Annotated in this window: 12 protein-coding genes and 1 tRNA gene; 11 read left to right on the plus strand and 2 right to left on the minus strand. The window is 37.9% G+C overall.

Going from position 1 to position 14,915, the window contains the following annotated elements; all coding sequences use genetic code 11:
- Positions 1 to 6 precede the first annotated feature (6 nt).
- Positions 7 to 591: a DNA-3-methyladenine glycosylase I gene (locus DK865_RS00525; RefSeq protein WP_023583253.1), complete on the plus strand. Its 585-nt coding sequence runs from the start codon at positions 7 to 9 to the stop codon at positions 589 to 591.
- 170 nt (positions 592 to 761) lie between these two features.
- A complete protein-coding gene (locus DK865_RS00530; protein ID WP_109390908.1) occupies positions 762 to 2,021 on the plus strand; it encodes a valine--pyruvate transaminase in 1,260 nt (419 codons plus the stop codon).
- A gap of 265 nt (positions 2,022 to 2,286) precedes the next feature.
- Here the strand turns inward: DK865_RS00530 and DK865_RS00535 are convergent, their stop codons facing one another.
- On the minus strand, positions 2,287 to 3,945 hold the full coding sequence (locus tag DK865_RS00535) for a putative transporter (RefSeq protein ID WP_023583256.1): 1,659 nt from the start codon (positions 3,943 to 3,945) through the stop codon (positions 2,287 to 2,289).
- A 390-nt stretch (positions 3,946 to 4,335) separates the two neighbouring features.
- Between DK865_RS00535 and DK865_RS00540 the strand changes: the two genes are divergently transcribed.
- Positions 4,336 to 4,671, plus strand: coding sequence for a YceK/YidQ family lipoprotein (locus DK865_RS00540; protein WP_036914373.1), 336 nt, complete (start codon positions 4,336 to 4,338; stop codon positions 4,669 to 4,671).
- A 57-nt stretch (positions 4,672 to 4,728) separates the two neighbouring features.
- Here DK865_RS00540 and DK865_RS00545 read toward each other — a convergent pair whose 3' ends face one another.
- On the minus strand, positions 4,729 to 5,034 hold the full coding sequence (locus DK865_RS00545) for a DUF5339 family protein (RefSeq protein ID WP_023583258.1): 306 nt from the start codon (positions 5,032 to 5,034) through the stop codon (positions 4,729 to 4,731).
- Positions 5,035 to 5,333: 299 nt separating this feature from the next.
- On the opposite strand from DK865_RS00545, the gene DK865_RS00550 reads away from it, so the two are divergent.
- The 8 genes from DK865_RS00550 to DK865_RS00585 all read left to right on the plus strand — a co-directional run bounded on the left by DK865_RS00550 (position 5,334) and on the right by DK865_RS00585 (position 14,888).
- Positions 5,334 to 5,410: transfer RNA gene (locus DK865_RS00550), tRNA-Pro, on the plus strand.
- A gap of 838 nt (positions 5,411 to 6,248) precedes the next feature.
- Positions 6,249 to 7,856, plus strand: a complete 1,608-nt coding sequence (gene dppA / locus DK865_RS00555) for a dipeptide ABC transporter periplasmic-binding protein DppA (RefSeq protein WP_109390909.1) — start codon at positions 6,249 to 6,251, stop codon at positions 7,854 to 7,856.
- Between the two features lie 165 nt (positions 7,857 to 8,021).
- Complete coding sequence (dppB, locus tag DK865_RS00560) at positions 8,022 to 9,041, plus strand: dipeptide ABC transporter permease DppB (RefSeq protein ID WP_023583260.1); 1,020 nt, start codon at positions 8,022 to 8,024, stop codon at positions 9,039 to 9,041.
- A 10-nt stretch (positions 9,042 to 9,051) separates the two neighbouring features.
- Positions 9,052 to 9,954: a dipeptide ABC transporter permease DppC gene (gene dppC, locus DK865_RS00565; protein ID WP_023583261.1), complete on the plus strand. Its 903-nt coding sequence runs from the start codon at positions 9,052 to 9,054 to the stop codon at positions 9,952 to 9,954.
- A 12-nt stretch (positions 9,955 to 9,966) separates the two neighbouring features.
- A complete protein-coding gene (gene dppD, locus DK865_RS00570) occupies positions 9,967 to 10,950 on the plus strand; it encodes a dipeptide ABC transporter ATP-binding protein (RefSeq protein WP_023583262.1) in 984 nt (327 codons plus the stop codon).
- Positions 10,943 to 11,944: a dipeptide ABC transporter ATP-binding subunit DppF gene (dppF, locus tag DK865_RS00575; RefSeq protein ID WP_109390910.1), complete on the plus strand. Its 1,002-nt coding sequence runs from the start codon at positions 10,943 to 10,945 to the stop codon at positions 11,942 to 11,944. The genes dppD and dppF overlap by 8 nt, the downstream gene beginning before the upstream one ends.
- A gap of 523 nt (positions 11,945 to 12,467) precedes the next feature.
- Complete coding sequence (locus DK865_RS00580) at positions 12,468 to 13,178, plus strand: HAMP domain-containing protein (RefSeq protein ID WP_109390927.1); 711 nt, start codon at positions 12,468 to 12,470, stop codon at positions 13,176 to 13,178.
- 174 nt (positions 13,179 to 13,352) lie between these two features.
- Positions 13,353 to 14,888, plus strand: coding sequence for an insulinase family protein (locus DK865_RS00585; RefSeq protein ID WP_228407703.1), 1,536 nt, complete (start codon positions 13,353 to 13,355; stop codon positions 14,886 to 14,888).
- Positions 14,889 to 14,915: the final 27 nt, after the last annotated feature.

Here is a 14,915-nt window from a genome sequence, read left to right on the forward strand (position 1 = left end):
GAAAAAATGAATAAGCAGCGTTGCGGTTGGGTGACCAGTGATCCTGAATATTTGGCATATCATGATGAAGAATGGGGTAAACCTGAACGAGATAAATATAAGCTTTTTGAAATGATCTGTCTTGAAGGTCAACAAGCGGGGCTATCTTGGTATACCGTACTTAAAAAGAGAGAAGGTTTTCGTCGCTGTTTTTTTGATTTTTCACCTGAAAAAATTGCCAAAATGACGGATAAGGATGTTGAAACCTTACTGCAAGATCCCGCGATTATTCGTCATCAAGGAAAAATTAACGCCATTATTAATAACGCACGTATTTTTATGGCAATGGAAGAGCAAGGTGAAGATTTCAGTCAGTTTATTTGGCAATTTGTGGATGATAAACCAATCATTAATCAATGGAACGATATTTCTCAGGTACCCGCATCAACTGATATCTCAGATAAAATGGCGAAAGCTTTAAAGAAAAAAGGATTTAAATTTGTTGGTACAACGACCTGTTATGCTTTCATGCAAGCGGTAGGTATGGTGGATGACCATATTCTCTCTTGTTTTTGTCGCCAAGATGAGAATAAAAACACTAATAAAAAGTAAAATATGAGTTGAGTTATCTTTAATCTTGAATGTTGTTAGCTGTGCATTTCAATATATAAAATCATATTAGTATTACTGTTTTATCATTTCAATTATAACTATTGATGCAGATTAAAGCTCAAGGTATGGTATTTCTTAATGAGAAAGCAACATAGAAGATACCTGCAAAGATGACTCAACTATCACAATTTGGGCAAAAATTTGCTCAGCATTCAGGCATTGCTCGCTTGATGCAAGATTTAAATGAAGGGATACGTACACCTGGCGCTGTGATGCTCGGGGGCGGAAATCCTGCTCATATTCCTGAAATGGATAACTATTTTCGTCAATTACTTAAAGAGATGACGGAAAATGGTTCATTAAGTGATGCGGTTTGTAACTATGATGGCCCGCAAGGTAAAGATGCCATGTTACAAGCGTTGGCGGCATGTTTAAAAGAGAAACTAGGCTGGAATATTTCGGCGAAAAATATTGCATTAACTAATGGTAGCCAAAGTGCTTTTTTCTATCTGTTTAATGTATTAGGTGGCACAACCAAAGATGGGAAAAAACGGAAAATTCTTTTCCCAATTGCCCCTGAATACATTGGCTATACTGATTCAGGATTAGAAGAAGATCTGTTTGTTGCGAATAAGCCAACAATAGAAATATTGCCGAATGGGCAATTTAAATATCATGTTGATTTTGCTCATCTTGAAATCAGTGATGATATTGCGGCGATTTGTGTTTCAAGACCAACAAACCCAACGGGTAATGTGATTACAGATGACGAAGTTGAAAAGTTAGAGGTTTTAGCTAAACAGCACAATATCCCTCTGATTATCGATAATGCTTACGGTGTTCCTTTTCCTGGTATTATTTTCACTCAAGCAACACCTCGTTGGAATAACAACACTATCCTTTGTATGAGTCTGTCTAAGTTAGGCTTACCGGGAGCACGTTGTGGTATTATTATCGCCAATGAAGAGCTGATTTCAGTCATTACAAATGTTAACGGCATTATTAGCCTCGCACCGGGTGGCATTGGACCTGCAATGGCATTAGAAATGCTAAAGCGCGATGATTTAATGCGGTTATCTCAAGACGTGATAGGCCCTTTCTATCATCAACGAGTCCTTGAAACTATTGATATTATTCGCCGCTATTTACCTGAAGAACGTTGTCTTATTCATAAGCCTGAAGGTGCAATCTTTTTATGGCTCTGGTTTAAAGATTTACCTGTTTCTTGTGAGGAACTTTACCGCCGTTTGAAAAAACGGGGCGTATTAATGGTGCCGGGACACTACTTTTTTCCGGGATTAGAAGATTCATGGGATCACGCTCATCAATGTATGCGGATGAATTACGTGCCTGAGCCTGAATTGATTGAGAAAGGAATAAAAATTCTGGCTGAAGAAATCGAGAATATCTATCAGCCAGTGAATATCTAATAAAAATGCCCCTTCAGCGAGAAGAAGGGGCAAAGACAATAACGAGGACTTTTGAGCATAAGTTTGACGGAAAGAAATTGATTACTAAAAATTTAGCAATCCGTCTCAATCTAAATTTCTTAGCACGAGAACTATTAAAACAGACATTTATAAAATCTATGGCTTAAATAAGAGCCATTCATTGCCTTAATTATCCCTCTGCTAAGCTAAATGTGGATTTTGATAACAAATTTGGTTCAACTATTTAATATATTTATTATTTTTACTACAAAGTCCATATAATAAGAGCCATTAATTGTGGTGTTATGATGCGTAAAAACATTGCTAAAGGGTAAACTGTGGCATAAGAAAGTGCGGCAGCCCCACTTGAGCTATGAATTGAGTTTGCGAAGGCCAATGCAGGGGGATCGGTCATTGAACCGGCTAACATTCCGCAGAGACTTAAATAATTAAGTTTAAAGAAGACCCTAGCGATGACACCGACAATCAATAACGGTAATAACGTAATCAAAATACCGTAGCCAATCCAACTTAAGCCCTGACCATAAATTAATGTTTCGACAAATTCACCACCAGAGTTTAACCCTACCACTGCAAGAAACATGACAATACCCAGCTCTCGCAATGCTAAGTTCGCGCTTGGAGGCATAAACCAATAGAGCTTACCAAATGTACCAATACGCCCTAAAATTAAGGCAACAACAAGGGGGCCTCCGGCTAATCCCAGTTTTAATGCCACAGGAATACCGGGAATAAAAATAGGAATAGAGCCAAGTAAGACCCCTAAGCCAATACCTATAAAGACAGGGAGCATTTGAACTTGTTCTAATTTCTGGCGGGCGTTACCTAACAGGACTGTAATGGCTTCGATCGATTCAGGGCGCCCAACGACATTAAGGATATCCCCGAATTGCAACATACTATTATTGCTTGGAATAAGTTCGATACCCGCACGGTTCAATCGAGTGACGACAACATCGTATTTTCTTTTAAGATCCAGATCTTTTAAACGTTTACTGAGCACTGAATCATTGGTGACAACGACCCGCACTGATTGCAGTAAATTTGTTGATGTTGAAAGTGAAGCATCAACCTCTTCACCGAGTACTAGACGTACTTTATTGAGATCTTCTTTTGAACCGACAATATGCAGTAAATCTCCCAATTGAATAATCGTTGATGGCATAGGCACCATAATATTATCTCCACGCTTTAAGCGAGAGCAGACGATGGCATCTTCATTGAGCAGAGGAATATCTTGCATTAATAAGCCATCTAAATTGGGGTTTTTAATTGCAATATTTATAGTATGTAGTGCATCTTTAGTGCTGTGTTGTTGGTTGCTGAAAGCTTTTGCTTCTTCATCAATGTTAATTTTAAAGAACACACGAATAAGCCACATGACTAGCAGAATGCCGCAGATCCCCATAGGATAAGCCATAGCATAGCCCATTCCCATTTGCCCCACAGATGTTGGGTCAATATGCAGATCAGTCAGTATTTGTTGTCCTGCACCTAAAGAAGGGGTGTTGGTCACCGCACCTGAAAAAATACCCAAAATAATAGGCAAAGGAACGTCAAATAGACGATAAATAAACGCGGTTATGATTGAGCCAAGAAGAATAATTAATATGGCAAACGCATTTAGTTTTAAACCTGAAACGCGTAATGAGGAGAAAAAACCAGGACCGACTTGGATACCAATAGTATAAACGAAAAGGATAAGCCCAAATTCTTGAATGAAATGAAGAGTTTGGGCATTTAGTGAGAGATTATAGTGTTGAGCAAAATGACCAACAATTATGCCACCAAAAAGAACGCCACCTATTCCTAGGCTGACTCGATAAATTTTGATATTGCCAATCCAAAGACCTAGAGCGCCTGCTAATGACAACATCACCATTGTTAATGCAATATCACTCATAAAAAAGATCCTGTACCTCAAAATAAAAATGAGAAAATTTGAGCTAAAACGATAAACCTATTTTGGCAAAGAACGAAGAAACTCGCTGTGTCTTATCGCACAGATTCCGCATATATAAAGATCAAAAAAATAAGAAAGATAAATATAGAGCTAAAATGTTTTATTAAAATAAATAAGGTTGAATTCTAATATCATAAAAACATAATAGTTATGTAATATTATTATGTTTTTTTTAATTAGATAAAGAGAAACTTTCTTACACTAGAATTATTTATTTAAGGATTGAAAATTTAAGCGTTTTATATCATCTTTCTCTTGTTCTGTAAGAGAAAACAGGTTTAACTATATGATAAAAAGCGTTGACTCCAGATCTCGTTTTATAGGTGCCCTATGATATTCAGAACGACAAGTAAAAATTTAACATTAGTCACATTTTTGACGACATTACTCACTGGTTGTTCAAGTGTTATGACTCATGCAGGTCCGAATAAAGAACTTTATTCAGGGACAAAAAATAATATGACAATGCTAAAAGATGATGAAACTGGATGGGCAATGAAGCCATTGGTTATTCTCGATCTCCCTTTCAGTGCTGTATTAGATACTTTATTATTACCTTATGATTATTATACTCAGGGTGATGATAAAAGTGATAATTCACCTAAAGAACGCATAAAAAGATTGGAAACGACGACTACGAATAATAATCATGAAAATAAGAATTAATATCAAATTAATGACTAAATAATAAATAAGTAATTATATTTAGTCATTATCTGTTTATTATTTATTTAAAGTTGTTTCTTTTTTAGGACCAAACATTTTATTCAAATTATTAAGCTCTAGCATTTCCTTATCACATATCACTTTTTGTTCTGCCAGAGGGGTTGTCATTATCTGTTTTTTGCTTTGCTCGAAGTTAGCTTTAATCTCCGGCATATTATGTTTTAGATCTTCTCTTTGAGAAATGTACTGAATAAATCTATCCGCTTCTTTAAAGTACACTTGGCAAGCATGAGCTGTAGATGCTTGAACTGGAAGTGTGGTTGACAATAAAAGTAATGCGACACTCCACCAACATTGTTTCATTCTCTAAACTACCCACCTTATTTGACATAAGCGAATTATATAAAAAGCACATTAATTAAACGATAATAATTAAGAATAAATTTGTTATTTTTCTTATTTTTTTATCAGCATTGTAAAGAAACGCGGGCTCAGGAGAAAAATAGAAAACATTGATTGTTATGGTAACGCTAAAAATGAATGATTTTTATGATAAAAAAGTTAAAAATCAACCGTTTTGATTGAAAACCATACGAACAGTCAGGAGAGACTAAAAAAGTATTGACGGAGTGGGTTTCTGGCAGTAAGATGCACCTCGTTTTCGGCGAGTAGCGCAGCCTGGTAGCGCAACTGGTTTGGGACCAGTGGGTCGGAGGTTCGAATCCTCTCTCGCCGACCATATTAAGAAACCCCGCTTTTAAAGCGGGGTTTTGTCGTTTTAGCCTTACTCAAAATGCGTTGCTCTTATTTTTGATTTCGCCATAAAGGGTATTTTCTTTCGATCATCTTACTTTTATCCCATCACTATCTTGCATTCAGAGAACCGTGGAAATATTTTCCAAATCAAGAAAAATATTGGCTAAAAATGGCATTGGGTTTAGTCGACGCAATAAAGTTGTTTAGTCCTTAAACTATTTTAGAAGCCCCTTGCTAATAACCTAAAGAAGTCTCTACGCTTTTCGTCTAACCCATTTTTTATGGGGGATGAAACTTCTGTGAATATTTAAAGAACATAAACTTTTCACTATGAAAGAGTGAAAGTCATTAATAACAGACTGAATTTTATAGTCTTATCTAGTTAAGTGATTTGTTAATAGCCAAAATTGATACTTTTCACTCTATTTGCCTGATCAAAACTAAAATCAGGATCCTCTAACAAGGTGATTATTTTTCTGCCATAACAGAATAAAGCACCAAGTTCTTTGTTTCATTTCAAAATATTCGTTCAATATTTAAGCGTTCAATCACAAATTATGGCTTTTTTTAAAACAGTCATTTCACTTAAGGATTTATTAATGTGTGGTTTTATTGACTAGATATTAGCCAGAGACTTATTTTTTTATTCTGAGTTTGTTCAATATTTGTTTCATTTGTGTTTATAACGAGTTCATTTTACCTTCTAACACCTTATTGACGTAAGGGAATACAGTTGGTTAATTGAACAATGACAAAATAAAAAGGTATTCCGTTTTTAAACAGGAAACCAAAACACAACAGAACAATTTCGGAGAGTAATGATGAAAAGCTCCAAAAAACAGACAGGAATTTTGACCGCCACAATTGGATTGCTCGCATTAGCTGTTTCTGCGGGTGTGCAGGCTAAAACATTGGTGTATTGCTCTGAAGGTTCACCTGAAGGATTTAACCCTCAGTTATTTACCTCTGGAACAACCTATGATGCAAGTTCAGTGCCTATCTATGACCGTTTAGTTGAGTTTAAGCTGGGGACTACAGAAATTATTCCGGGCTTAGCTGAAAGCTGGGATGTGAGTGATGATGGCAAAGTGTATACCTTCCATTTACGTAAAGGCGTAAATTGGCATAGTAGTAAAACCTTTAAGCCAACACGTGAATTTAATGCGGATGACGTGATGTACACGTTTATGCGTCAAATGGACCCAAAACATCCTTACCATAAAGTCTCTGGTGGAAGTTATGAATACTTCTCCGGAATGGATATGAACAACATGATCGAGAAAATCGAGAAAGTTGATGATCATACTGTTCGTTTTGTTTTAACTCGTTCAGAAGCGCCTTTTATTGCTGATATGGCAATGGACTTTGCATCTATATTATCTGCTGAATATGCGGATAACATGATGAAAGTTGGTACACCTGAGAAAGTGGATCTCGATCCTATCGGTACGGGACCTTTCCAATTACAGCAATATCAAAAAGATTCTCGTATTCTTTATAAAGCCAATGACCAATATTGGGGCAAAAAACCCGATATTGATCGTTTAGTCTTCTCTATTACACCTGATGCCTCTGTACGATATGCAAAACTGCAAAAAGGCGAGTGTCAGGCAATGCCTTTCCCAAATCCTGCTGATATTGCGAAGATGAAACAAAATAGCGATATCAATCTATTAGAACAACCGGGCTTAAACGTAGGTTATATCTCTTTTAACGTTGAGAAAAAACCACTGGATAACCAAAAGGTTCGCCAAGCATTAAGTATGGCAGTGAATAAAGACGCCATTATTGAAGCGGTTTATCAGGGTGCCGGACAGAAAGCGAAAAACCTTATTCCTCCTACCATGTGGGGTTATAACGATGATATCGTCGATTACGAGTATAACCCTGAAAAAGCGAAAGCACTGCTAAAAGAAGCCGGTCTTGCAGAGGGCTTTACTATCGATTTATGGGCAATGCCAGTACAGCGTCCTTATAACCCAAATGCTCGTCGCATGGCTGAAATGGTACAAGCGGATTGGGAAAAAATTGGTGTTAAAACCAAAATAGTAAGTTATGAGTGGGGGGAATATCTCAAGCGTGCTAAATCCGGTGAACACCAAGCGGTTATGATGGGTTGGACGGGTGATAACGGGGACCCTGATAACTTCTTCGCTACGCTATTTAGTTGTGCAGCCAAAGAGCAAGGTTCGAACTATTCAAAATGGTGCTATAAGCCATTTGAAGATCTGATCCAGCCAGCACGGATCACCGCCGATCACGACAAACGTGTTGAACTCTACAAACAAGCTCAAGTTGTGATGCATGATCAAGCACCTGCTCTAATTATTGCTCACTCGACCGTTTATGAACCAGTGAGTAAAAAAGTAGAAAACTATGTGGTTGATCCATTAGGTAAACATCACTTCGAGAATGTCTCTCTTAAATAATAGCAATACCTAATCGTTGGGTTGTCTTAAGTACGGTGTCTTTCTTTATGAAAGGCACCGCTATTCAATAATAACGAATACATTCAGTACACTGTGGGCGCAGGGGACTTTCCCCTGATTTATCAGCGCTATCTTTTAGCTGATGTTTGAAAAGAGAATTAGGATATGCTGCAATTTATCCTTCAACGTTTGGGACTTGTGATCCCTACGTTTATCGGAATTACATTATTGACGTTTATTTTCGTTCATCTTATTCCCGGTGATCCGGTAATGATTATGGCGGGTGAGCGTGGACTTACTCCAGAGCGCCATGCTTATTTAATGGCAGAGTTGGGGCTAGATAAGCCTTTATGGCAACAATATATCAATTACCTAAATGGCATTTTCCATGGTGATTTGGGTATCTCATTAAAAAGCCGCATTCCTGTATGGGATGAATTTTTACCTCGCTTTAAAGCCACTTTAGAACTTGGCGTTTGTGCCATGATTTTTGCGGTTTCGGTTGGGATCCCTGTTGGGGTTTTGGCTGCGGTAAAACGTGGCTCTATCTTTGATCATACTGCGATTAGTGTGTCATTAGCTGGTTACTCCATGCCAATTTTCTGGTGGGGGATCATGTTAATCATGCTAGTGTCTGTAAAATTAGATCTAACCCCAGTATCTGGGCGTCTTGCTGATAGCGTCTTTTTAGATGACAGTAATCCACTCACCGGATTTATGCTGATTGATACCTTTATTTGGGGTGAGGAAGGGGATTTCTTAGATGCCGTTCATCACATCATTTTGCCTGCCATTGTATTAGGAACCATTCCTTTAGCTGTTATCGTCCGTATGACGCGTTCTTCGATGCTTGAAGTATTAGGCGAAGATTATATTCGTACTGCTAGAGCAAAAGGTTTAAGTCGCGCTCGCGTTATTCTTATCCACGCATTACGTAATGCGATGTTGCCTGTTGTCACCGTTATTGGATTACAAGTCGGAACAATGCTGGCGGGTGCAATCTTAACAGAAACTATTTTCTCATGGCCGGGATTAGGACGTTGGTTGATTGATGCTTTACAGCGACGTGATTACCCCGTTGTTCAAGGTGGTGTGCTTTTAATTGCAACGATGATTATCTTCGTCAATCTGTTGGTTGATGTTCTTTATGGCATTGTAGATCCTCGTATTCGCCATAAAAAATAAGGAATGCATAATGACTGAAAATAAAGTAACACCGGTCATCAGTGCACCGGTTCCTATGACGCCCTTCCAAGAATTTTGGCACTACTTTAAACAAAATAAAGGTGCCGTTATTGGATTGATCTATATTGTAATTATGTTGCTTATTGCATTACTGGCTGGTTTTCTTGCACCTCACGCCCCTAATGAGCAATTTCGTGATTTCTTATTAGCGCCTCCTGTTTGGCAAGACGGGGGAAGTTGGCAATTTATTCTAGGTACTGATGATGTTGGGCGCGATATTCTTTCTCGCTTAATGTTTGGTGCTCGCCTTTCATTATTGGTGGGCTGTATTGTTGTCGTGCTATCACTTATCTTAGGAATTATTTTAGGGCTGGCAGCGGGCTATTTTGGTGGTCTTGTGGATATCGGCATTATGCGTGTCGTTGATATCATGTTGGCATTACCCAGTTTATTATTAGCGTTAGTATTAGTTGCTATTTTTGGTCCCTCTATTGTTAATGCATCTATCGCATTAACTTTTGTTGCCTTACCGCATTATGTTCGACTGACTCGTGCTGCCGTCTTAATCGAAGTTAATCGCGATTATGTGATTGCCTCTCGTGTTGCGGGCGCGGGTTCACTGCGTCAGATGTTTATTAATATCTTACCTAACTGCCTTGCTCCTTTAATTGTTCAAGCCTCTTTAGGTTTTTCTAATGCAATCTTAGATATGGCGGCATTGGGCTTTTTAGGCATGGGTGCGCAGCCGCCAACACCTGAATGGGGAACCATGTTATCTGATGTGTTGCAGTTTACACAAAGTGCATGGTGGGTTGTGACGTTTCCTGGTCTGGCGATTTTGTTTACCGTATTAGCCTTTAACTTAATGGGTGATGGTTTACGAGATGCGCTTGATCCGAAATTAAAGCAGTAACGGGGTAAGAACATGGCATTACTAAATATTAATCAACTATCTGTTCACTTTGGTGATGAAGATACTCCGTTTAAAGCGGTAGACCGAATTAGCTATCAAGTTGAAGAAGGGCAAGTTGTCGGTATTGTAGGGGAATCCGGTTCAGGTAAATCAGTCAGCTCATTGGCGATTATGGGGCTTATCGATTTTCCTGGGCGAGTAAGCGCACAAGAGCTCTATTTTGATGGTAGAGATCTGATGAAAATCTCTGAATCAGAGCGACGCAATTTAGTCGGTGCTGATGTTGCGATGATTTTCCAAGATCCAATGACAAGCTTGAATCCTTGCTTTACGGTTGGCTATCAAATTATGGAAGCGTTAAAAGTCCATCAAGGAGGGAGTCGTAAAACACGTAAACAACGTGCTATCGATCTCTTAACGCTGGTGGGGATACCTGATCCCGCTTCTCGCTTAGATGTCTATCCGCATCAGCTTTCAGGGGGAATGAGTCAGCGAGTGATGATCGCAATGGCGATCGCTTGTCGCCCTAAATTATTGATTGCTGATGAACCGACCACTGCACTGGATGTAACTATTCAGGCTCAAATCATAGAGCTTTTGCTTGATTTACAAAAACAAGAAAATATGGCGCTCGTGTTGATCACTCATGATCTAGCATTAGTGGCAGAAGCCGCAGATACCATTATTGTGATGTATGCAGGGCAAGTGGTGGAATCCGGAAAAGCATCAGAAATTTTTAAAGCGCCTCGCCATCCTTATACTCAAGCATTATTAAGAGCACTTCCTGAGTTTGCGAGTAATAAGGCACGATTAGCATCGTTACCGGGCGTTGTACCAGGGCGCTATGATCGACCAACTGGTTGCTTACTCAATCCACGCTGCCCATATGCTCATGATGAATGTTATAAGATTGAGCCGGAATTAAAAGAATTAGGAACGCATCGTGTGAAGTGTCATACACCGTTAGATAATGCAGGGGAACCTACCCATGGCTGAAGTTAATCCAAATGTATCAACTCCCTTATTAAAAGCGGTTAATTTAGCGAAATATTACAGCGTAAAAGGCGGGCTTTTTTCAAAAGAGAGAACAGTTAAAGCCCTTGATGGTGTTTCTTTTGAATTAGAACGCGGTAAAACTTTGGCGATTGTCGGTGAATCGGGATGTGGTAAATCCACATTAGGTCGATTATTAACGATGATTGAGATCCCTACTTCCGGCGAGCTTTCTTATCGAGGGCAAAATCTGTTAATTAAAGATAAATCGGCTGAGAAACTACGTCGCCAAAAGATCCAAATTGTGTTTCAAAATCCTTATGGATCATTGAACCCGCGTAAAAAAGTGGGGCAAATTTTAGAAGAGCCTTTATTGATTAATACAACACTAAATGCTTCTGAGCGTAAAGAAAAAGTATTATCAATGATGGCTAAAGTTGGATTAAAAACGGAACACTATAGTCGATACCCACATATGTTTTCTGGTGGTCAACGTCAGCGTATTGCTATTGCACGTGGTTTGATGCTTGATCCTGATATTGTGGTAGCCGATGAGCCGGTTTCTGCACTCGATGTATCCGTTCGTGCCCAAGTTCTCAATTTGATGATGGATCTGCAACAAGATATGGGACTCTCTTATGTTTTTATTTCCCATGATCTTTCGGTTGTTGAGCATATCGCAGATGAAGTTATTGTCATGTATTTAGGGCGTTGTGTAGAAAAAGGAACAAAAGCTCAAATTTTTGAAAATCCACAACATCCTTATACACAGGCATTATTATCAGCAACACCAAGATTGACGCCTGAATTAAGACGAGAGCGTATTAAATTAACGGGAGAATTACCAAGCCCATTAAATCCGCCATCAGGTTGTGCTTTCGCGGCTCGTTGTCGCCGTGCATTTGGTCCATGTAGCCAATTACAGCCATCATTAAAAGAGTATAATGGTCAGCTTATTGCTTGTTTTGCGGTAGAGCAAGATAATACAATAGTTTAAATAAAATAAATTTATTTCATTAAATAAGAACAATATACTGATTTATATTGTTCTTATTTTTTTATTAATAATATTTAATTAATCTTAACTAAATAATCTAATAATGATTTTACAGATATCAAATATTATATTTATATGATTTTTTTAAAATATAAACTTCAATGATATTAATAGAAAGTAATATTTTCCATTAGTAAATAGACTGCGCTTAACATTGTATTTTAACTTAGCGGTGAGGGTTTAATAGTGTTTAATTTTATATGTCATGGTATTTTTTAGTGAATTGTATCTTTTCATTAAAAATGAAGTGGGTTTGTTGTAAATAATTAAGAGAGAGTAAGGTTTTATTTTACTATTTTTATCTTATCACTATACTCAAATAATAATAACTATATATTTATCTACTTTTATTTTAATGGATAGGCGCTCTTTATAACGTTATTTTCTTTATTGAGAGTGATACATAATCACAAAAATACAGTATAATCACTCTGTTCAGACATGTATATTGGAAATAGCAATGATGAAACCTCATCTTAAACATTCATTAACAATAAAACAGATGGCCGCTGTTGCGGGCGTTACGTTGGTGACTATTGCTATTTTTATCAGTATTCAACTTGTTTATTTAATAGATCAACGCCGTGAAGATTATCAAAATCAGCTTTTTAATGCCGGTGTAAGTATCCAACAACCACTCGCAGATGCATTGTTACGATCAGATTTGAACGATGCTAAACAGCAGATAGTTACCCTAAAAGCGACCGGTATTTTGGGTAAAGCGATTGTCATGCAACCTGAAAATGTGCAAGTGATGAATTTAGATTTTGCACCTAAGAAAGAAGTTTCCGACTTCTCCAGTTGGCTTTTTGGTATTCCCGTTGAAGCTGTTATTCCTTTACAGCCATTAGGTATTACTTCAACAGATGATAAGTCTTATAGTGGTCATCTCATTTTACAGGCTGACACAAATCGTTTTTATCGTTTTGCCAGTAATACGGTTGCCTTGATGCTAACAACTTATCTGTTGATGGGACTTATTCTTACGGTTGCTATTAGTTGGTGTATTAATCGTATTGTTGTAAAACCTTTACGCCAAATTGCCGTCACCCTCAATAAAGATAACCAAGTTTCAGCGTTATCTTGTCCAAAATCACATTGTGATGATGAGATTGGTTTGCTGGTTAAAGGATATAATCATCAAAAATCTGAGCAAAAACTGCCGAAGGTCTGAACCTTCTTACACCATAATGAGTCTAATCACTATAGTGATTTCATTTCATGTTTCTGTGGTGATAAAGAATGATAATACAAAAAATAGATATCCGACATCTAACATGTCTTTTAGCACTTATTGTTAAACCTCATAAGTGGTTTAATACCAAGGATTAATACAACAGAGGTTCACATGCAGGGTGTAATAACACGAATTTTATTGGGAAGCGTTATGTTCGGCGCTGTTATTTGCCAAGTTCAAGCTGAAGCTTTACAGCCTGATCCGGCTTGGCAAGAAGGGCGACTAGCAAATGGTTTTCAGTGGCAAATCTTACAAACACCACAACGCCCAAATGATAGAATACAGATCCGTTTATTAGTCAATACGGGGTCTTTATCAGAAAAAAGCAGTGAAACGGGTTTTTCATCCTTGGTGTCCAAACTCAACGTTTTGGAAAATACGAGTTTAACGCCAGAAAAACGCGAAAATCTATGGAAAAATGCGTTAGATCCTGACTATCCGTTACCTCCGATGATCGTTTCATATGATTTTACTGTTTATAATCTAAGTTTACCGAATAATCAGCCTGAACTGTTAAAGGATGCTTTTGCATTATTAGCAGGCATTGCTAAACCGGCACAATATACTGAAGATGCGGTTCGTAATGCAGTTCAATCACAGCTTCCTATTGCAACATTTCCTCTTAATATTGAAGATCCTATCTGGCGCTCACGTCTTGAAGGTTCTAATTTAAAAGGTCACAATCCGGGCAAACCTGTTAATCAATCTGTAAATACTAAAGAGCTGTCAGATTATCAGCAACGCTGGTATACCCCTGATATGATGACACTTTATATTGCAGGGAATGTTGATAATCGAGTATTGACTGAAAGTATTAATCAGGTTTTTTCACCTCTATCAGGAAAGCGTGTAACACCTGTTCCAGTGCCTGTTCTTGCCGATATGAAACCTGAAACGTTATATGTGCAAGAGCCTATGCGTGCAAAAGACCAAATTGCTTTAATTTGGGATTTAGATTGGTCGCCAGTAAAAGATTCTGACACGTTAAATAAATATTGGTTAAGTGATTTAGCTCGTGAAGTGATTTTTGTGCATTTAGGTCGTAGTCTTGAACAACGTAAGGAAAACGACAGCACTCAAATTAACATTGATTGCCGAGTACAATATCAGCGTGCAAGTTGCTCGCTAAATATTGATACAGCCACAGCGCATATTCCTGCATTAGCATCATGGGTAGGAGAAGAATTGGGTCGCTTGCGTAACCAAGGTATCAGTGATGAATTATATCAAGAGCTGCAACAAGAAAAACAACTTCAATTAACGCAGTTGTTTGCACGTTATGCTAAAACCAGCACGGCTATTTTAATTAATCAGCGTCTGTTATCACAACAAAGCAATATTATTGATATCCCACCTGAACAATATCAGCGTTTACGCCAAGCATTTTTAGCTGGTTTAACAAAAGAGACATTAAATCAAGAGCTTTCACGAGTTTTATCTGAAGATATTACTTTTGTATTAACGCAAAGTGGTGAAACACCAACGGTAAATTTAGGTGAATTGCGTATTCAATTTGAAAAACAAGTTCATCCTGAAACGACAAATACACCGGCACCTGTGGCAACTGATGTTACACCCAATAAAGTCGTTGAAACTCCTAATGTAACAATTCCAGCGGTAGCCACAACGCCGACGAAGAAATCGTAATAAATTAAAGATAGGCTGATATTAATA

Source organism: Proteus cibi (assembly GCF_003144405.1).
Lineage (GTDB): Bacteria > Pseudomonadota > Gammaproteobacteria > Enterobacterales > Enterobacteriaceae > Proteus > Proteus cibi.

Bases quoted from the DNA above. Each gene is read 5' to 3' on its own strand.
- DK865_RS00525 (WP_023583253.1), top strand. From the start codon at position 7: ATGAATAAGCAGCGTTGCGGTTGGGTGACCAGTGATCCTGAATATTTG.
- DK865_RS00530 (WP_109390908.1), top strand. From the start codon at position 762: ATGACTCAACTATCACAATTTGGGCAAAAATTTGCTCAGCATTCAGGC.
- DK865_RS00535 (WP_023583256.1), bottom strand. From the start codon at position 3,945: ATGAGTGATATTGCATTAACAATGGTGATGTTGTCATTAGCAGGCGCT.
- DK865_RS00540 (WP_036914373.1), top strand. From the start codon at position 4,336: ATGATATTCAGAACGACAAGTAAAAATTTAACATTAGTCACATTTTTG.
- DK865_RS00545 (WP_023583258.1), bottom strand. From the start codon at position 5,034: ATGAAACAATGTTGGTGGAGTGTCGCATTACTTTTATTGTCAACCACA.
- dppA (WP_109390909.1), top strand. From the start codon at position 6,249: ATGAAAAGCTCCAAAAAACAGACAGGAATTTTGACCGCCACAATTGGA.
- dppB (WP_023583260.1), top strand. From the start codon at position 8,022: ATGCTGCAATTTATCCTTCAACGTTTGGGACTTGTGATCCCTACGTTT.
- dppC (WP_023583261.1), top strand. From the start codon at position 9,052: ATGACTGAAAATAAAGTAACACCGGTCATCAGTGCACCGGTTCCTATG.
- dppD (WP_023583262.1), top strand. From the start codon at position 9,967: ATGGCATTACTAAATATTAATCAACTATCTGTTCACTTTGGTGATGAA.
- dppF (WP_109390910.1), top strand. From the start codon at position 10,943: ATGGCTGAAGTTAATCCAAATGTATCAACTCCCTTATTAAAAGCGGTT.
- DK865_RS00580 (WP_109390927.1), top strand. From the start codon at position 12,468: ATGAAACCTCATCTTAAACATTCATTAACAATAAAACAGATGGCCGCT.
- DK865_RS00585 (WP_228407703.1), top strand. From the start codon at position 13,353: ATGCAGGGTGTAATAACACGAATTTTATTGGGAAGCGTTATGTTCGGC.